Raw genomic sequence first — 18,913 nt, 5'->3', positions numbered from 1 at the left:
GGAAGGTTCCCATGCGTGCAGTCAAGAATCTCCTCGTTCTCTATACCGGTGGCACCATCGGTATGCTGCAGTCACCCGAAGGCCTGGCACCGGCCGGCGGTTTCGAAGCGCGAATGCGCGAATACCTGGCGCAACAGGCCGATGCGCCGCGCCTTGCATGGGCCTTGCGCGAGCTCGACCCGCTGATCGATAGCGCCAACATGCAGCAGGCCAACTGGCTGGCCATGCGCGACGCCATCGTCGAGGCGGTGGAACGCCAGGGCCATGACGGCGTGCTGGTGCTGCACGGCACCGACACCCTGGCCTACAGCGCCGCGGCCCTGTCCTTCCTGCTGCTTGGCCTGCCGGTACCGGTGCTGCTGACCGGCTCCATGCTGCCGGCAGGCGCTCCGGGCAGCGACGCCTGGAGCAACCTGTGCGGAGCCTTGCGCCTGTTCGAGAGTGGCCTGGAGGATGGCGTGCAGCTGTATTTCCACGGTCAGCTGTTGCACGGCTGCCGCACGTCGAAACTGCGTAGCGAAGCCTTCGATGCCTTTGCCGCCCTGCCCCGCCAGCGCGACGGTGAACGCGCCCCGGCGATTCCACCGGCGCTGGACTATCGCCAGCCGCGCCAGCCGGTGAACCTTGCGGTGCTGCCGGTCGTCCCCGGTTTGCGGGCGGATCTGCTGCAGGCCGTGTTCGACAGCGGCGTGCAGGGCCTGGTGCTGGAGTGCTATGGCAGCGGCACCGGCCCATCCGACGACCAGGCCCTGCTCGATGCCCTGCACGACGCGCGCCAGGGCGGGGTGATGATCGTGGCGATCAGCCAGTGTCCGGAGGGCTCGGTGGTGTTCGATACCTATGCCGCTGGCAGCCGCCTGCGCGATGCCGGGCTGGTCAGTGGCGGCGGCATGACCCGGGAAGCGGCGCTGGGCAAGTTGTTCGCCCTGCTGGGGGCTGGGTTGGATGTGCAGGCGGCCGAGCATTGGTTTGCCCTGGACCTTTGCGGCGAGCGGGCATGACGGCGGCGTCCGTACGGACGCACTCGCGGGGGGCTGCCGTCAACCGAGTCGTCTTAATGGGGCTGCTGGGAAAGTGGCGGAAGGCAGCGGGAGTCGAACCTGCCCGGGAACGGCTGCCGTCCCCAACCGGGTTTGAAGCCCGGCCGCGCCACCGGGCGCGATTGCCTTCCTTGTATTCAGTGCCTGGCCTGCTGCTGGGCCAGGGCGCTGTCGGCGCGGATATGACGCTGGTCGGCGACCCTCCGGGTCAGGCCGATACGGTCGAAGTATTCGAGGATCTGCACGGTGCGCTTGCGACCGATGCCCAACATATCGCGAAACGCGGCGACCTGCACTATCGGCGTACTGGCCGAATGCTGCAAGAGCATATCGGCCATGCGCCGCAGGGTCGCCTCGGGATAGAACAGGTCGCGCACCACCTGGTGCACCAGGCCAAGCCGGGCCAGCTTGCGCAGCAGAAGGCGCACTTGGGCCTCCTCTACGTTCTGCGCCCCGGCCAGCGTCCTGACCCAGGGCGGCTCGAACCCACCGGCCAGTAGCTGCGACTGCACACGCTCCCAGAGCGCGGCGTCAGCCTCGCTCAACTGCACCTTGTGGCCTGGCAGGTGCAACCATGGGCCGCTGCTGTCGATGGCCCCCTCGGCCAGCAATTCGTCCAGCAGGCTGACGAAAGCCGGCCGCTCCAGGGGCAGCGCGACGAAACGGCGCAAGCGGTCGCGGTCCGGGCCCAACTGGTCCGGCTCCTGTTCATGGAACTGCGCCAGCTGCTCCAGCACCTGATGCTTCAGCGCTTGCCAATGGCCAGTGGCGAACAGCAACTGGCCCTGGCGCGTGGCGACCACCAGCACGTCCTGCGGCAGATGCCAGGTGCCGCGCAGCCGGTTGAACTGACGCTCCAGGCGCTGCGGGTCGAGCCCGGCAGGTGCGGCATCGAGCAAGGCGGGCAATGCCTGCTCCAGGTCCCGCGCAGTACGCAATACCTGCAACTGGCGCAGGCGCGCCTCGCTGCGGCGCTGCCGGCTCGGGGCGAAGGGGTCGAGCACCTGGCCGCCGCCAAGGGTTCGTTGTGCGCGCTGGTCGCGCAGCACCAGCCTGTCGCCGTGCACCGCCTGCAAAGGCGCGTTGAGCAACAACTGGGCGAACATGCGCTGGCCGGGCAGCAGTTTCTCACCTTCCAGCAGTGCCACCCGCGCCGTGACATCCTGGGTACCGAGGTGCACATGCACGGCGCCGAAATGCTCGAACGCCCGTGTCTCGCCGGGCAACAACGCCAACTCGATGTCGACGCGGGTACTGGGCGCATGCAGCCACTCGGCCACCAACCAGTCACCGCGGTGGATCTGCTCCACGGCCAGGCGCTCGGCGCTGATGTTCAAGGCCACCCGCTGCCCGGCCTCGGCCACCAGCGCCGCCTGGTTCTGCGCATGCAGGCCTCGGACCCGCACCGGTTTGCCGGCCTTGCCCAGCAATAGCGTATCGCCCGCAGTCACGCGGCCGGCCAACGCGGTACCGGTGACCACGATACCTGCGCCCGACACGGCGAAGGCCCGGTCGATGGCCAGGCGAAAACCGCCGGCCACGCTGCGCCGGGCCACGTCACCCTGGGCCTCGCGCAGGGCCTGGCGCAGCTCTTCGACACCTTCACCGGTGACGCTCGACAACGGGAACTGCGGCGCTCCAGCGTAAGGCCCCGGCGCCAGCAAGTCGGCCACCTGCGCCTGTACCTCGGCCAGGCGCGCCGGCTCCACCCGGTCGCACTTGCTGATCGCCACCAAGGCCCGGGGAATCCCCAGCAACTCGATGATCGCCAGGTGCTCACGGGTCTGCGGCATGACGCCATCGTCGGCGGCCACCACCAGCAACACCAGGTCGATGGCATGGGCGCCGGCAAGCATGTTGTGGATAAAGCGCTCGTGGCCCGGCACATCGATGAAGCCCGTCAGAGGCGCATCCTCGGCCAGGGCGGCGTAGCGGTAGCCCAGGTCGATGGTCATGCCTCGGGCACGTTCCTCCTGGCGCTGGTCGCCGGCCTGGCCGGTCAGGGCCTGGAGCAGCGCGGTCTTGCCATGGTCGATATGCCCGGCGGTACCGACGATCACTGCGCCGGCCCCACCTGCAGCGCAGGCAACTGCGCCAGCCATTGGGCTTCGTCATCCAGCTGGCGCAGGTCGAGCCAGAGGGCGTCGTCGTCGATACGCCCGAGCACCGGCACCGGCAGGCTGCGCAGGGCTCGCTCGAGCACATGCAGGCTGCGCCCACGCAGCTTCTTCGACACCTGCGGGCGCAGGCACAAGGCAGCACTGGGCAGACGTGCCACGGGTTGGCTGCCGCTGCCGATCATGCCCAGGGCCGGCTCGGCGCTCACAGTCCATTGCGGCCCCAGGCAGGCAGCCAGTGCCGGCACCAGGCGCTGGGCCTGGGCCATGATCTCGGCCTGGGGACGGGTCAGCAGGCGCAGGCTGGGCAAGCGCTCGGCCAGGCGGTCGGGATTGCGGTAGAGCGCCAGCACTGCCTCCAGGGCGGCCAGGGTGATCTTGTCGACGCGCAGGGCGCGCTTGAGCGGGTTCTTCTTGATCCTGGCGATCAGCGCCTTGTGCCCGACGATGATGCCGGCCTGCGGGCCACCGAGCAGCTTGTCGCCACTGAAGGTGACGATATCGGCACCGTCGAGCAGGGCCTGGCGCACCGTCGGCTCTGCAGGCAGACCCCAGCGGGTCAGGTCGAGCAGGCTGCCGCTGCCCAGGTCCTCGAGCAAGGGCAGGCCATGCTCATGGGCGATCCTTGCCAGTTCGGCGGTAGCCACCTGGGTGGTGAAGCCCTGGATGCTGTAGTTGCTGCAGTGCACGCGCATCAGCAGGCCGGTGCGCGGGTTGATCGCGCCCTCGTAGTCGCGGGCATGGGTACGGTTGGTGGTGCCGACCTCGTGCAGGCGCACACCGGCGCGGGCCATGATGTCGGGGATGCGGAAGGCGCCGCCGATCTCGATCAGCTCGCCACGGGAAATGATGCCCTCCTTGCGCGCGCCCAGGCTGTTGAGCGCCAGCAGCACGGCGGCGGCGTTGTTATTGACCACGGTGACCGCCTCGGCGCCGGTGAGCTCGCGGATCAGGCCTTCGATCAGGTCGTCGCGGTCCCCGCGCTTGCCGCTGGCCAGGTCGAACTCCAGGTTCAGCGGATAACGGGCGGCGGCCTGCATGGCCTCGACGGCTTCCTCGGGCAGCAGTGCGCGGCCGAGGTTGGTGTGCAGGACGGTGCCGGTAAGGTTGAAGACCCTGCGCACCTGGCTGCGTTGCTGGATGGCCAGGCGCTCGCCGGCGCGGCCGAGCAAGACTTGCGGGGCCAGCTCCAATGCATCGAGCTGGCCAAGCCGGGCCGGTTCGCGCAGGTCGTCGAGCAACTGGCGCAGCGCGGCCAGCACGGCGTCACGGCCGTGGCGCTCGATCAGCGGGTGGCCGTTCGGGTGTCGCAGCAGGGTATCGATGGAGGGGAGGCGCGGGGTGTCGCTGGCGAGGCTCGAGGGCATGCGGTACTACCTTGCTCAAACGGGTCCGTTGTCTGTTCTGGCCCATACGCGGTTTGGCGCGTATGGGCCGTTCGCTGTTCCAGTGTAGTGCCTCAGCCACCTCCCGGTGCGAGCATCAGGTTCGGCGCCAGCCGATGGAAGCCCTCCTCGTCCAGGCGCATGTCCAGGGCCAGGCTGGCGAGGTCGTCGGCCAGCGGCTCCGCCGCGCTGTCGTTTTCCAGGTAGCACTGCTTGAGATAGCTGTCGCAGCCGGGGCAACACTCGGCCCTCAGCGGCGCCTTGCCGGCGGCGTGGCGATCGTCCTGCAGGTTGGTGTAGCGCAGGTCCTTGCTCGACTCGCAGTACACGCACTTGACCCGCACCACATGCCATTCGCAGGCACACAGCGAGCAAGCCAGGTAGCGCAGGCCGTTGTGCCGGCCGCGGTTGCGCACCACCCCGGCCATCGCCGGAGCGCCACAGGCCGGGCACTGGGCCAGGCTGCCCGTGGGCTTGAGCTCAGGCCCGGGCAAGCTCAGCAGCCAATGGCTCCAGGCCGCCTGCAGGGCTGCGCCGATGAACGGCACCAGGGCTGCCGGCACGGCATCGTACTGGCCGCCGAGCAAGGCGATACCCCAGCCTTTGCGCTGGCTTTCGTCGCTCTGACGCAGTTGCTCCAGTGCCTGGCCAAGCGGCCCGGTGGGTGCGTCGTCGAAACGTTCGAGCAGCGCCTGCAACCATGCCAGCCACGGCCCCTCACGCACCAGGCTGTCGGCAGCCAGGGGCGGCAGGCCGTGGCTCAGGCACAGGCGTTGACGCTCCTCGGCCACCGGCAGCTCACTCGGTGGCTGCGCCAGCAACTGCTGCTGGATCCGGCACAACCGGGCGACCAACCGTAGGTAATCGCCCAGGACATGCCCTTCGGCCAGTTGTTCCAGGCGCGCGGCGCGCACGTCGAAAAGCGTGGCAGGTGGCAGGTGGAGGAACGGCGGCGCGCTCGCCGCCGCTTCGATCTGCCCGGGTTCGAGTAATGTGCTCAAGCGGTCATCCTTCTTTGCTACCCGGGCCGTGGGGCGTCTTGTCGCCGGTCACGTCCCGGTACCACAGTTCATGGTGCTTGCGCGCCCAGGCTCGACTGACCCAGCCATGCAGCATGGCGCCGACCGAGCCCTTGATCCAGATGCCGGCGTAGATGTGCACGATGATGCTGAGGATCAGCACGAAGGCCGCCAGCGCATGCAGCAAGGTGGCCAGGCGAATGGCGCCGATATCGAAGTAGTGGCTGAAATAGGCACGCCAGATCACCACGCCACTGACCAGCAGCACCAGCATGCACAACAGCAGGGTCCAGAACAGCAGCTTCTGCCCGGCGTTGTACTTGCCGATCGGCGGCACGCCCTCCTCCTGGTTGCGCATCACCCGGTCGATGCGGCGCAGCCACTGACGGTCGTTGGCGGTGATGAAGTTGGCACGCCAGAAGCGCAGCACCAGGCCGAGGAAGAACACGAACATCGCCACGCCCAGGAATGGGTGCAGGATACGCGTCCAGGGCCCGCCGCCGAACAGGTGGCTGAGCCAGAACAAGGCCGGGTGGAACAGCGCCAGCCCCGACAGCCCGGCCAGGACGAACAGGATCGCGACGATCCAGTGGTTGGTCCGTTCGTTGGCGTTGTAGCGCAGGATCGGTTTGTTGTCGTTCATGGCCGCTGCTCCCCTTGCCCGCCGGGCTTGGTCGGATCATAGACATGGACCGACGGGTCCACCTGGTGCACGCTGTCGTCGGCGGGCAGCGGGTGTTCGTCCTCCTCGACCCGCTGCGGCCCGACCCGCACATAGTGGAAGAACCCGGCCAGCACCGCCGCGCCCATGGCCAGCAGCGCCAGTGGCTTGCTGATGCCTTTCCACAGCCCGACCAGCGGGCTGATCACCGGCTGGTCCGGCAGGCCGGCATAGATCCTGGGCGTATCGGCGTGGTGCAACACGTACATCACATGGGTGCCGCCGACGCCGTCCGGGTCGTACAGCCCGGCATTGTCGTAGCCACGGGACTTGAGATCAGTGATGCGCTCGGCGGCATGATCCTTCATGTCCTGCTTGCTGCCGAAGACGATCGCCCCGGTCGGGCAGGTCTTCACGCAGGCCGGCTCCAGGCCCACGGCCACGCGGTCGGAACACAGGCTGCACTTGTAGGCCTTGTGGTCCTTCTGCGAGATCCGCGGGATGTTGAACGGGCAGCCGGTGATGCAGTAGCCGCAACCGATGCAGTGGTCCTGGTTGAAGTCGACGATGCCGTTGACGTGCTTGATGATCGCGCCCGGGCTCGGGCAGGCCTTCAGGCAGCCAGGGTCGGCGCAGTGCATGCAGCCGTCCTTGCGGATCAGCCACTCCAGGTTGCCATCGTCGCGCTCGTGCTCGGTGAAGCGCATCAGGGTCCAGGTTTCGGCGGTGAGGTCCTGGGGGTTGTCGTAGGTGCCATGGTTGTGGCCGACCTCGTCACGCAGTTCGTTCCACTCCGAGCACGCCACCTGGCAGGCCTTGCAACCGATGCACTTGGTGGTGTCGATCAGCTTGGCCACTTCCTGCTGCTGGCGTACCGAGGGCGGTACGGTCGTGGTGGCCGAGCGGGCGATGATATCTTGCTGGGCCATCAGATTTTCTCCACGTTGACGAGGAACGACTTGGACTCCGGCGTCTGGGTGTTGCCATCACCGAGGAACGGCACCAAGGTGTTGGTCAAGTAGCCATGCCGGGTCGTCCCGGTGAAGCCCCAGTGCAGCGGGATGCCGATCTGGTGCACGGTCTGGTTGTTGACCTGCAGCGGACGGATCCGCTTGGTCACCACCGCCACCGCCTCGATATGCCCACGCTTGCAGGTGACACGCACGCGGTCGCCGGCCTTGATGCCTTTCTCGTTGGCCAGCACCTCGCCGATCTCGACGAACTGCTCGGGTTGCAAGACGGCATTGATCGGGCAGTGCTTGGTCCAGAAGTGGAAGTGCTCGGTCAGCCGGTAGGTGGTCGCCGCGTAGGGGAATTCCTGGTGATTGCCCAGGGTGTCCCACACCGAGTCGAAGATGCGGCCGGCCGGGTTGCTGGTCGCCTTCTTGTTCTGCGGGTGCAGCGGGTTGATGCCGATCGGCGTCTCGAACGGCTCGTAGTGTTCGGGGAACGGCCCCTCGGCCATCTTGTCGATGGCGAAGAAACGCGCGACGCCCTCGGGGTTCATGATGAACGGGTTCATCCCCGCTTCAGGTGGCGAGTCGACCTTGTAGTCCGGCACGTCGGTACCGGTCCAGGCCTTGCCGTTCCACCACACCAGGCGCTTCTTCTCCGGGTCCCAAGGCTTGCCTTGGGGGTCGCTGGAAGCGCGGTTGTAGAGGATCCGCCGGTTAGCCGGCCAGGCCCAGGCCCAGTTCTGCACCTGGTGCATGCCGTACGGGTCGCTGTTGTCGCGCCGGGCCATCTGGTTGCCCTGCTCGGTCCAGCAGCCGGTGAAGATCCAGCAGCCCGCCGCGGTGCTGCCGTCGTCCTTGAGCTGGGCGAAACTGGCCAACTGCTGGCCGCCCTTGATCACGGCGCCGGTGGCGTCGGCCTGGTCGGTCACCGCCCAGCCGTTCATCTCCTTGGCCAACTCCTCAGGCGAAGGCTCCTCGGGGACCTTGTACGGCCAGCTGATGTTGAGCAGCGGGTCGGGATAGGCGCCGCCCTCGGCCGTGTAGCGCGCGCGCAGGCGCAGGAACAGCTCGCTCATGATGTGCACGTCGGTACGGGCCTCGCCCGGGCCGTCGGCGCCTTTCCAGTGCCACTGCAGCCAGCGGCTGCTGTTGACCAGCGAGCCGTCCTCCTCGGCGAAGCAGGTGGTGGGCAGGCGGATCACCTCGGTCTGGATGTTGGCCGTGTCGACATCGTTGTACGGGCCTGCGTTGCGCCAGAACTCCGAGGTCTCGGTAGCCAGCGGGTCCATGATGACCAGCCACTTGAGCTTGCCCAGCGCCGCAGTGACGCGGTTCTTGTCCGGCAGCGCGGCGATCGGGTTGAAGCCTTGGCACATGTAGCCGTTGACCTTGCCCTGGCCCATCATCTCGAACATGCGCAGCACGTCGTAGGCCGGTACGTCGAGCTTGGGCAGCCAGTCGTAGCCCCAGTTGTTCTCGGCAGTGGCGTTGTCGCCATACCAGGCCTTCATCAGGCTGACGTGGAACTTGCCGTAGTTCTGCCAGTACGACAGCTGGCCCGGGCGCAACGGCTTCGATGCACGTTTGTCGATGAACGCGGCGTAGTCCTGCTCGGCATCGCCGGCCAGGGTCAGGTAGCCCGGCAGCGAGTTGGACAGCAGCCCCAGGTCGGTCAGGCCCTGGATGTTGGAGTGACCACGTAGGGCGTTGACCCCGCCACCCGGCATGCCGACGTTGCCCAACAGCAGCTGGACCATGGCCGCGCTGCGGATGATCTGCGCACCGATCGAATGCTGCGTCCAGCCCAGGGCATAGAGGATCGTCATGGTCTTGCCCGGTTGCGAGCAGGTGGCGATCTCTTCCCAGATCTTCATCATCTGGTCTTGGGGCATGCCGCAGGTCATGCTCGCCAGTTCCGGCGTATAGCGGCTGTAGTGCTGCTTCATCAGCTGGTACACGCAACGCGGGTGCTGCAAGGTCGGATCGACCTTGGCGTAGCCATCCTCACCGAGCTCGTAGCCCCAGCCGGACTTGTCGGCATAGATGCGCTTGTCCGCGTCATAGCCGCTGAACAGCCCATCCTCGAAGCCATAGTTCTCTTTGACGATGAACGACACGTCGGTGTAGTTGCGCACGTACTCGTGCTGGATCTTGTCGTTGCTCAGCAGGTAGTTGATCAACCCGCCCATGAAGGCGATGTCGGTACCGGTACGGATCGGCGCGTAGTAGTCCGCTACCGAAGCGGTACGGGTAAACCGCGGGTCGACCACGATCAGCCGCGCCTTGTTGTGCGCCTTGGCCTCGGTCACCCACTTGAAGCCGCAAGGGTGCGCTTCTGCTGCGTTGCCACCCATCACCAGGACCAGATTCGCGTTGGCGATATCGGACCAGTGGTTGGTCATGGCACCACGGCCATACGTCGGGGCAAGACTTGCCACCGTCGGGCCGTGTCAGACACGCGCTTGGTTATCGAACCCCAGCATGCCCAGCGAACGGATGACCTTGTGGGTCAGATAGCCGGCTTCGCTGGAGGCGGCGGATGCGGCGAGAAAACCGGTGGAGAGCCAGCGGTTGACCGTTTGGCCCTGGTCGTTCTTCTCGATGAAATTGGCGTCGCGGTCCTGTTTCATCAGCTCGGCGACGCGGTCGAGCGCCTCGTCCCAGCTGACCCGGGTCCACTCCTTGCTGCCCGCCTTGCGTACCTGGGGGTACTGCAGGCGGTTGGGGCTGTGGATGAAGTCCAGCAGGCCGGCGCCCTTCGGGCACAGGGTGCCGCGGTTGACCGGGTGGTCCGCGTCGCCCTCGATGTGGATGATGTTCTGCTTGACGTTCTTGCCCGCGTCCCCCTGGCTGTACAGGATCAGGCCGCAGCCGACCGAGCAGTAGGGGCAGGTATTGCGGGTTTCTTTGGTGTGGGCCAGCTTGAAGTGACGCACCTGCTCGGCGAACGCGGGTGTCGGGGCCATGCCCAACGCCGCGAGGCTCGAGCCTCCAAGGCCGACGGCGGCGACCTTGAAGAACTGCCGACGGTTGAGGTCCATCGTGCACTCCTGATCAGGTTCTGGGCCCCGGGACGTTGCCGGTGCCTCTAGGACAATCACGGTGGCGGCAAACTGATGGCCGCCAATCGTTAAGATTAGTCAAGAATCAGGAAAGTGCGCTGACCTGGATCACGAATGCGCCTTGCCGCATTCACCGATAAGCCCTACATCCATCAAGGAAAGAGACTACATCCTTACGCATAAATCTCCTGAAAGGTTGTCCCAAACCTCCATGGACGATAAATATGAACAAAATATGCACACTGGCTGGGCTCATGATAGGCGCTTCACTGCTGGCGATGCCCGCCGTGGCCGATCCACAACCAGTCGATCGAACCAGCGCAGGACAACCTTCCCCCATTACCGCAGAACGCGCCCGCAGCATGGCCAAGGCCGCTGAGCGCGCTGCCCGCGCCGAAGGCTTCGCCATCGTCATCAGCATCGTCGACAACCATGGCAACCTCAAGCACTTCCACCGCATGGACGGTACCAGCAGTGGCAGCATCAAGGTCGCCCAGCTCAAGGCATCGACGTCTGCCCGCTTCCCTTTATCTTCCAGGTCACTCGCAGAACGCAGCGCCGCGCTGCCGGCGAGCCCATATGCATCACTGCCGGGATTCACCTTACTGGAGGGCGGGTTGCCGATCATGGACGCAAACGGCAAGCATGTTGGTGGCATCGGTATCAGCGGCGCAACACCAGAACTGGATACGCAGTTTGCCCAGGCCGCGCTCGATAGCGAGGGCTGAGACGGAGTATGGAGCCCTGTACCAGCAAGCCTTCCCTCATGAAGTCCATGCGGGGCAGCGCTGCTGGGAGGTTGTCATCATGGGAGCCGGCTTGCCGGTAATAGGGAAACTCCGAACAAGCCACTCAGCAACCGGCAATGACTGGCGTTATGGGCGCGTCAATGATCGCGGCATCGACAATCGTGCCCTAGCGCAACGACAGGTCCTTGTCTCGCTGGTAGTCGTTGATGGTCTCCAGAATTCCCGCCGCCACCTGCCTTTGGGTAATACGGCTCGATCAACGCAACCAATCTGCTCCACCGCACGACTTGCTCCATCTCGGCCAGGAAACGCTTGCGGCGGTTTTGCTTGCGCTTACCGGCGTACTCGAAATCGGAAAAGCTCATCTGACTCATGGAATGGAGGGCTTGCTGGAGGCAGTTGAACGGAGGGCTCTTTCAGTACAGGCCGGACAGTCTGTACTGACTTGATCGAAAAATCCCTAAAGACGGGGTATCGGTAACTCTTATACCGATATCGATGTTTCAGCAATGAAGTACAGCCCTCTTCATTCGCAATGAGTTGAGAACTAACACCAGGATAACGTTCGAGAAGCTCGGAAACCAGTTGATGACATGAGCGGGGTACCACGATGCGAATAAGCCCTTGCGGGCTTTCAAGAAAGCGTTCTTTGAGTCGAAATACATTTGCCGAAGACTCAAGCAACTCTTTGCAATGCGAATAGATCTGAGCACGTTATTTTTTACATACCCAAAACGAAGAAAACCCCGCAAGTGCGGGGCTCTCCAAGGAAAACTTTACAGTTTTCGCTAAGGTGCTCTCTAGAACGGAATATCGTCATCGAAGCTGTCGAAGTCAGCGGCAGGCTGCGGAGCCGGCTGCTGCGGCGCAGGACGTTGTGGCGCCTGCTGCGGGCGCGGGGCCTGCTGGCGTGGCGCTTGGTTGTACTGCTGCTGGCCGCCCTGATTGTAGTTGCCACCACCCTGGTTGTACGGATCGCCACCCTGCTGCTGGTTCTGCGGGCGGCCGCCGAGCAGCTGCATGGTGCCCTGCATGTCGACGATGATCTCGGTGGTGTAACGCTTGATGCCGTCCTTTTCCCACTCGCGGGTCTGCAGCTTGCCCTCGATGTACACCTGCGAGCCTTTGCGCAGGTACTCACCGGCAATTTCCGCGACCTTGCCAAACATGGCCACGCGGTGCCACTCGGTGCGCTCGACCTTCTGGCCGGTCTGCTTGTCGGTCCACTGCTCGCTGGTGGCCAGGCTCAGGTTGGTCACGGCGTTACCGTTGGGCAGGTAGCGGACTTCGGGATCCTGGCCACAGGTGCCGACCAGAATGACTTTGTTAACCCCACGGGCCATAACGTTCTCCTAGGCTTCGCACGCCGAAGAGGCCGGATTCACCAGACGCTCCAGGGTCGCACGGTCCAAAATTTTCGTATCCAGTTTGATGTAGATGGCGGCTTCTTCCGCCACCACCACGGCGTCGGTCACACCCGGCACGGCCATCAGGCGTTCGGTCAGCCCGGCTTCCCGGACCGCCTCTGGCGTCAGCGACATGCGCAGGCTGGTCACGTAGGGCGGCTCGTTCATGCGCAACGCAGTGACCAGCCACACGGCACACAGGCCTGCACAACCGAGGAACACCATGCCCAGGCCACCGTGCTGGAACAACCAGCCACCGATGATTCCTCCCAGGGCAGCACCAAGGAACTGGCTGGTGGAATAGACCCCCATGGCCGTCCCCTTGCCGCCGGCGGGCGACACCTTGCTGACCAGCGAAGGCAAGGATGCCTCCAGCAGGTTGAAGGCAGTAAAGAATACCACGGTGCCAATCACCAGTCCGCGCAAGTTGTCAGCCCATTGCCAGAAGAACAGCTCGACCACCAGCAATACACTGACCGCGCCAAGCAACACGCGTTTCATCTTGCGCTTTTTTTCGCCGTAGATAATGAACGGGACCATTGCAAAAAATGAGACGAGCAAAGCGGTCAGGTAGACCCACCAGTGCTGCTCCTTGGGCAGGCCTCCGCGCTCGACGAACGCCAGGGGCAGCGCGACAAAGCTGGCCATGAGGATGGCATGGAGGACAAAAATGCCCACGTTCAGGCGCAACAGGTCCGGATGACGCAGTGTCGGGCCCAGTGCCTGGCGCGCTACCCCCGACTCCCGGTGCTGCAAGGCACCATGGGCATGGGGTACGACGAAGGCGATCAGGCCGATGCCGACCAGAGCGAGCCCGGCGGTGACGAGGAACAATCCTGACAGGCCGAAGGCACGTGTCAGCAATGGGCCGGCGACCATGGCCACGGCGAACGACAGGCCGATGCTCATGCCGATCATGGCCATGGCCTTGGTCCGGTGCTGCTCGCGGGTGAGGTCGGAAAGCAGTGCCATCACCGCCGCGGAAATGGCCCCGGCACCTTGCATAATACGCCCGGCGATCACACCCCAGATCGAGTCGGCCTGGGCTGCCAGCACACTGCCCAGGGCGAAGATCACCAGCCCCAGGTAGATCACCGGGCGGCGCCCGATGCGGTCGGAAATCACCCCGAACGGTATCTGCAGCACGGCCTGGGTCAGCCCGTAGGCACCGATGGCCAGGCCGATCAGCGCGGGCGTCGCGCCAGCCAGGTCCATGCCGTAGGTCGCCAGCACCGGCAAGACCATGAACATGCCCAGCATACGAAAGGCAAAGACCAGGGCCAGGCCGCCTGCGGCGCGGGTTTCGCTGCCACTCATGCGTTCGTTGTGAGTGTCGTGCATGGATTAACCTCGTGTGAACCGGCGGCGATTCTATCAGTCCGACGGCTTGACGGCATCTGCGCGACGCTTTGCCGCGTACTGGCCGCGCGCCTTATACTTCCTTGTTTATGCCCGCCGAGCGAGGCCTTAGTGGACAAGATCCTGATCCGTGGGGCACGTACCCACAACCTGAAGAACATCGACCTGACCCTGCCGCGTGACAAGCTGATCGTGATCACCGGCCTGTCCGGATCCGGCAAGTCGTCCCTGGCCTTCGACACCCTGTACGCCGAAGGCCAGCGCCGTTACGTCGAGTCGCTGTCGGCCTACGCCCGGCAGTTCCTGTCGATGATGGAAAAGCCCGATGTCGACACCATCGAAGGATTGTCGCCGGCCATCTCCATCGAGCAGAAGTCGACTTCGCACAACCCGCGCTCGACGGTCGGCACCATCACCGAGATCTACGACTACCTGCGCCTGCTCTATGCACGGGTCGGCACGCCGCGCTGCCCGGACCACGACATTCCGTTGGAGGCGCAAACGATCAGCCAGATGGTCGACCTGGTGCTGGAAAAGCCCGAGGGCAGCAAGTTGATGCTGCTGGCACCGGTGGTGCGCGAGCGCAAGGGCGAGCACCTGGCGGTGTTCGACGAGCTGCGTGCGCAGGGGTTCGTCCGCGCCCGGGTCAATGGCAAGCTCTACGAGCTCGACGAGTTGCCCAAGCTGGACAAGCAGAAAAAGCACAGCATCGATGTGGTGGTGGACCGTTTCAAGGTCCGCGAAGACTTGCAGCAGCGCCTGGCCGAGTCGTTCGAGACGGCGCTCAAGCTGGCGGACGGCATCGCCTTGGTAGCGCCGATGGACGACGAAGCAGGCGAAGAGATGATCTTCTCCGCGCGCTTCGCCTGCCCCGTGTGCGGCCATGCGATCAGCGAACTGGAGCCGAAGCTGTTCTCCTTCAATAACCCGGCCGGCGCCTGCCCGACCTGCGACGGCCTGGGGGTCAAGCAGTTCTTCGACACCAAGCGCCTGGTCAACAATGAACTGACCCTGGCCGAGGGTGCCATCCGCGGATGGGACCGGCGCAACGTCTATTACTTCCAGATGCTCGGCTCCTTGGCCGCGCACTATGGCTTCAGCCTCGAAGAGCCCTTCGGCGAGCTGTCGGCCGAGCACCAGAAGGTCATCCTGCACGGCAGCGGCAAGCAGAGCGTCGACTTCAAGTACCTCAACGACCGTGGCGACATCGTCAAGCGCTCGCACCCGTTCGAAGGCATCGTGCCGAACCTGGAGCGACGCTATCGGGAAACCGAGTCGGCCACCGTGCGCGAGGAGCTGGCCAAGTACCTCGGCACACAGCCCTGCCCGGACTGCCGCGGCACCCGCCTGCGTCGTGAAGCGCGTCATGTGTGGGTGGGCGAGAAGACCCTGCCGGCGGTCACCAACCTGCCGATCGGCGAGGCCAGCGACTATTTCGACAGCTTGAGCCTGACCGGCCGGCGCGGCGAGATCGCGGCGAAGATCCTCAAGGAAATCTGCGAGCGCCTGCAGTTCCTGGTCAACGTCGGCCTCGACTACCTGACCCTGGACCGCAGCGCCGAGACCCTGTCCGGCGGCGAGGCCCAGCGCATCCGCCTGGCCAGCCAGATCGGCGCGGGCCTGGTGGGCGTGATGTACATCCTCGACGAACCGTCCATCGGCCTGCACCAGCGCGACAACGACCGCTTGCTGGCAACCCTCAACCACCTGCGCGACCTGGGCAACACGGTGATCGTGGTGGAGCATGACGAGGACGCCATCCGCCTGGCCGACTACGTGGTGGACATCGGCCCGGGCGCGGGTGTGCATGGTGGGCGGATCGTTGCCGAAGGCTCGCCCGAGGAAGTCATGGCGCACCCCGACTCCCTCACCGGCAAGTACCTGTCCGGGCGCAAGAAGATCATCGTCCCGGCCAAGCGCACACCACGCAACAAGAAGCTGTCGCTGAAACTCAAGGGCGCGCGTGGCAACAACCTGCAGAACGTCGACCTGGAAATCCCGATCGGCCTGCTGACCTGCGTCACCGGGGTTTCCGGCTCGGGCAAGTCGACGCTGATCAACAATACCCTGTTCCCCTTGGCAGCCACCGCGCTCAATGGCGCCACCAGCCTGGAGGCGGCACCGCACAACAGCCTGGACGGGCTGCAGCACCTCGACAAGGTGGTCGACATCGACCAGAGCCCGATCGGCCGCACGCCACGTTCCAACCCGGCGACCTACACCGGCATCTTCACCCCGATCCGCGAGCTGTTCGCCGGCGTGCCGGAGTCCCGTGCCCGCGGCTACGGCCCGGGGCGTTTCTCGTTCAACGTCAAGGGTGGCCGCTGCGAGGCCTGCCAGGGCGATGGCCTGATCAAGGTGGAGATGCACTTCCTGCCGGACATCTACGTACCGTGCGATGTGTGCAAGAGCAAGCGCTACAACCGCGAGACCCTGGAGATCAAGTACAAGGGCAAGAATATCCACGAGGTCCTGGAAATGACCATCGAGGACGCCCGCGCCTTCTTCGATGCGGTGCCGGCCCTGGCGCGCAAGCTGCAAACGCTGATGGACGTGGGGCTTTCCTACATCAAGCTGGGGCAGTCGGCCACGACGCTCTCAGGCGGCGAGGCGCAGCGGGTCAAGTTGTCGCGCGAGTTGTCCAAGCGTGACACGGGCAAGACTCTGTACATTCTCGACGAGCCGACCACCGGCCTGCACTTCGCCGATATCCAGCAGTTGCTGGACGTGCTGCACCGCCTGCGCGACCACGGCAACACCGTGGTAGTGATCGAACACAACCTGGACGTGATCAAGACCGCCGACTGGCTGGTGGACCTGGGGCCAGAAGGCGGTTCGAAAGGCGGCCAGATCATCGCCTGCGGTACGCCCGAAGAGCTGGCCAAGATGAAACAGTCCCATACAGGGCACTATCTGAAACCGCTGCTGGAGCGGGATCGGGCCTGATCCCTAGGGGCGCCTTCGCGCTCCTCTCGCGACAAGGCCGCTCCCACGAGTAACGCGCACCCCATCATGAGGGCGCGATACTCGTGGGAGCGGCCTTGGTCGGAAGGCTGCTCGGAATCCCAGCCGGGCTTACATCTGCGACTGCAGGTAGTTCTCCAGGCCGATGGACTTGATCAGGCCCTGCTGCTTTTCCAGCCAGTAGGTGTGGTCTTCCTCGGTATCGGCCAGTTGCGCGCGCAGGATGTCGCGGCTGATGTAGTCCTTGTGCAGCTCGCACAACTCGATGCCCTTGCACAGCGCAGCACGCACCTTGTACTCCAGGCGCAGGTCGGCAGCGATCATGTCCGGCACGGTGGTGCCCACGTCCAGGTCGTCCGGGCGCATGCGTGGCGTGCCCTCGAGCATCAGGATGCGGCGCATCAAGGCGTCGGCGTGTTGCGTCTCTTCTTCCATCTCGTGGTTGATGCGCTCATAGAGCTTGGTCAGGCCCCAGTCTTCGTACATCCGCGAGTGAATGAAATACTGGTCGCGTGCTGCCAGTTCGCCCGTCAGCAACGTGTTGAGGTAGTCGATTACGTCCGGGTGACCTTGCATCGCCCTGCTTCTCCTAGTGGAACCTTATTAGCACATAGTGTGAACCAGGATTGGCCGAAGGTCACTGAAAAGCGCGCAATAACATGCAAAAAAACCGGCAAACAGTAGTGATATTCATTGAAAAACCGCCCAAATGAGGGCGGTTCTTCTTATCACTTCGAGTTAGGCGAGATTCACGCCCAACGCTTTGGCGACACCCTCGCCGTAGGCCGGGTCGGCCTTGAAGAAATGCTGCAGTTGACGCTGCACCACATCCTCGCTGACGCCTGCCATCGCACCGGCGATGTTGTTGATGAGCAATGCCTTCTGTTCGGCATCCATCAGGCGGAACAACGCCCCGGCATGGCTGTAGTAGTCGTCGTCCTCGCGGTGATCGTAGCGGTCGGCCACACCTTGCAGGGCCAATGCAGGCTCCGCGTGACGAGGCGACTGCTTCGGCGCATCGCCATAGCTGTTAGGCTCGTAGTTCGGCGCGCTGCCGTAGCTGCCCAGGGCCATCGAACCGTCACGCTGGTAGCTGTGCACCGGGCAACGCGGGGCATTGACCGGCAGCTGCTGATGGTTGGTACCGATACGGTAGCGGTGGGCGTCGGCATAGGCGAACACCCGGCCTTGCAGCATGCGGTCCGGCGAGAGGCCGACCCCCGGCACCATGTTGCTTGGACCGAAGGCGGCCTGCTCGACCTCGGCGAAGTAGTTGAGCGGGTTACGATTCAGCTCCAGCACGCCAACCTCGATCAGCGGGTAGTCCTTCTGCGACCAGGTCTTGGTCACGTCGAAGGGGTTTTCCTGGCGATTGGCGGCTTCCTCTTCGCTCATTACCTGGATGCAGACGGTCCAGCGCGGGTAGTCACCACGCTCGATGGCCTCGAACAGGTCACGCTGGGCGTAGTCCGGGTCGCTGCCCGCCAGGCGCGCTGCCTCGGCCGGTGCCAGGTTCTTGATGCCCTGCTGGGTTTTGAAGTGCCACTTGACCCAGGTGCGCTCGCCGGTGGCGCTGATCAGGCTATAGGTGTGGCTACCGAAGCCGTGCATGTGGCGGTAGCCATCCGGGATGCCCCGGTCGGAGAAGAGGATGGTGACCTGGTGCAGCGCTTCGGGCGAATGCGACCAGAAGTCCCACATCATCTGGGCATTCTTCAGGTTGGTCTGCGGATGGCGCTTCTGCGTGTGGATGAAGTCCGGGAACTTCAGCGGGTCACGGATGAAGAACACTGGCGTATTGTTGCCGACGATGTCCCAGTTGCCTTCCTCGGTATAGAACTTGACCGCGAAACCGCGTGGATCCCGCTCGGTGTCGGCCGAGCCACGCTCGCCACCGACGGTAGAGAAACGCAGGAAGGTTTCGGTCTGCTTGCCGACCTGCTCGAACAGCTTGGCGCTGGTGTAGCGGGTGATGTCACGTGTGACGGTGAAGGTGCCGTAGGCGCCCGACCCTTTGGCGTGCACACGGCGCTCGGGGATGTTCTCACGGTTGAAGTGGGCGAGCTTCTCGATCAGATGAATGTCATCGAGCAGCAGCGGGCCGCGTCGGCCTGCCGAACGGGAATTCTGGTTGTCGGCTACAGGTGCACCGCTGGCGGTGGTGAGAATCTTGCTCATGGGCTCTCCTTATCGGT

At 64.7% G+C, this 18,913-nt stretch carries 13 protein-coding genes, 1 tRNA gene and 1 pseudogene; 3 read left to right on the top strand and 12 right to left on the bottom strand.

Going from position 1 to position 18,913, the window contains the following annotated elements; genetic code table 11:
- Positions 1 to 11: 11 nt before the first annotated feature.
- Entirely contained in the window at positions 12 to 1,001 is a 990-nt protein-coding gene (locus NJF35_RS18825) for an asparaginase (RefSeq protein WP_253091370.1), read from the top strand.
- Positions 1,002 to 1,075: 74 nt separating this feature from the next.
- Here NJF35_RS18825 and NJF35_RS18820 read toward each other — a convergent pair.
- The 7 genes from NJF35_RS18820 to fdnG all read right to left on the bottom strand — a co-directional run bounded on the left by NJF35_RS18820 (position 1,076) and on the right by fdnG (position 10,219).
- A tRNA-Sec gene (locus NJF35_RS18820) sits at positions 1,076 to 1,171 on the bottom strand.
- Positions 1,172 to 1,177: 6 nt separating this feature from the next.
- Positions 1,178 to 3,100: a selenocysteine-specific translation elongation factor gene (selB, locus tag NJF35_RS18815; RefSeq protein ID WP_253091382.1), complete on the bottom strand. Its 1,923-nt coding sequence runs from the start codon at positions 3,098 to 3,100 to the stop codon at positions 1,178 to 1,180.
- Positions 3,097 to 4,524: an L-seryl-tRNA(Sec) selenium transferase gene (selA, locus tag NJF35_RS18810; RefSeq protein WP_225788798.1), complete on the bottom strand. Its 1,428-nt coding sequence runs from the start codon at positions 4,522 to 4,524 to the stop codon at positions 3,097 to 3,099. Before selA ends, selB begins: the two co-directional genes overlap by 4 nt.
- A gap of 92 nt (positions 4,525 to 4,616) precedes the next feature.
- The gene (gene fdhE / locus NJF35_RS18805) at positions 4,617 to 5,543 is read right to left on the bottom strand and encodes a formate dehydrogenase accessory protein FdhE (protein WP_253079907.1); all 927 of its coding nucleotides are present in this window, start codon (positions 5,541 to 5,543) and stop codon (positions 4,617 to 4,619) included.
- Between the two features lie 4 nt (positions 5,544 to 5,547).
- Positions 5,548 to 6,204 carry a formate dehydrogenase subunit gamma gene (locus NJF35_RS18800; RefSeq protein WP_253079908.1) on the bottom strand — a complete coding sequence of 219 codons (657 nt, stop codon included), beginning with the start codon at positions 6,202 to 6,204 and terminating at the stop codon, positions 5,548 to 5,550.
- A complete protein-coding gene (gene fdxH, locus NJF35_RS18795; protein WP_225788801.1) occupies positions 6,201 to 7,151 on the bottom strand; it encodes a formate dehydrogenase subunit beta in 951 nt (316 codons plus the stop codon). The genes NJF35_RS18800 and fdxH overlap by 4 nt, the downstream gene beginning before the upstream one ends.
- Positions 7,151 to 10,219: a formate dehydrogenase-N subunit alpha gene (gene fdnG / locus NJF35_RS18790; protein WP_253091369.1), complete on the bottom strand. Its 3,069-nt coding sequence runs from the start codon at positions 10,217 to 10,219 to the stop codon at positions 7,151 to 7,153. The genes fdxH and fdnG overlap by 1 nt, the downstream gene beginning before the upstream one ends.
- A 245-nt stretch (positions 10,220 to 10,464) precedes the next feature.
- On the opposite strand from fdnG, the gene NJF35_RS18785 reads away from it, so the two are divergent.
- Entirely contained in the window at positions 10,465 to 10,968 is a 504-nt protein-coding gene (locus NJF35_RS18785; RefSeq protein WP_253091368.1) for a GlcG/HbpS family heme-binding protein, read from the top strand.
- Positions 10,969 to 11,213: 245 nt separating this feature from the next.
- Here NJF35_RS18785 and NJF35_RS18780 read toward each other — a convergent pair.
- From NJF35_RS18780 to NJF35_RS18770, 3 genes and pseudogenes are all read right to left on the bottom strand, one after another.
- Positions 11,214 to 11,363, bottom strand: a pseudogene (locus NJF35_RS18780) (IS5/IS1182 family transposase); the annotation flags it as partial.
- A 426-nt stretch (positions 11,364 to 11,789) separates the two neighbouring features.
- Positions 11,790 to 12,332 (bottom strand): single-stranded DNA-binding protein, encoded by a 543-nt coding sequence (locus NJF35_RS18775; RefSeq protein WP_225788804.1) that lies wholly within the window; start codon positions 12,330 to 12,332, stop codon positions 11,790 to 11,792.
- A gap of 9 nt (positions 12,333 to 12,341) precedes the next feature.
- Entirely contained in the window at positions 12,342 to 13,736 is a 1,395-nt protein-coding gene (locus tag NJF35_RS18770; protein WP_225788805.1) for an MFS transporter, read from the bottom strand.
- A gap of 129 nt (positions 13,737 to 13,865) precedes the next feature.
- On the opposite strand from NJF35_RS18770, the gene uvrA reads away from it, so the two are divergent.
- The gene (uvrA, locus tag NJF35_RS18765) at positions 13,866 to 16,700 is read left to right on the top strand and encodes an excinuclease ABC subunit UvrA (protein ID WP_225788806.1); all 2,835 of its coding nucleotides are present in this window, start codon (positions 13,866 to 13,868) and stop codon (positions 16,698 to 16,700) included.
- 129 nt (positions 16,701 to 16,829) lie between these two features.
- Here uvrA and bfr read toward each other — a convergent pair whose 3' ends face one another.
- Both bfr and NJF35_RS18755 read right to left on the bottom strand, forming a co-directional pair.
- On the bottom strand, positions 16,830 to 17,294 hold the full coding sequence (gene bfr, locus NJF35_RS18760) for a bacterioferritin (RefSeq protein ID WP_225788807.1): 465 nt from the start codon (positions 17,292 to 17,294) through the stop codon (positions 16,830 to 16,832).
- A gap of 162 nt (positions 17,295 to 17,456) precedes the next feature.
- Positions 17,457 to 18,896: a catalase gene (locus NJF35_RS18755; RefSeq protein ID WP_225788808.1), complete on the bottom strand. Its 1,440-nt coding sequence runs from the start codon at positions 18,894 to 18,896 to the stop codon at positions 17,457 to 17,459.
- Positions 18,897 to 18,913 lie beyond the last annotated feature (17 nt).

It is taken from the genome of Pseudomonas guariconensis, assembly GCF_024127895.1.
In the GTDB taxonomy this organism is placed as follows: Bacteria; Pseudomonadota; Gammaproteobacteria; order Pseudomonadales; family Pseudomonadaceae; genus Aquipseudomonas; species Aquipseudomonas guariconensis_B.
This window is presented reverse-complemented; position numbering and strand designations above follow the sequence as displayed.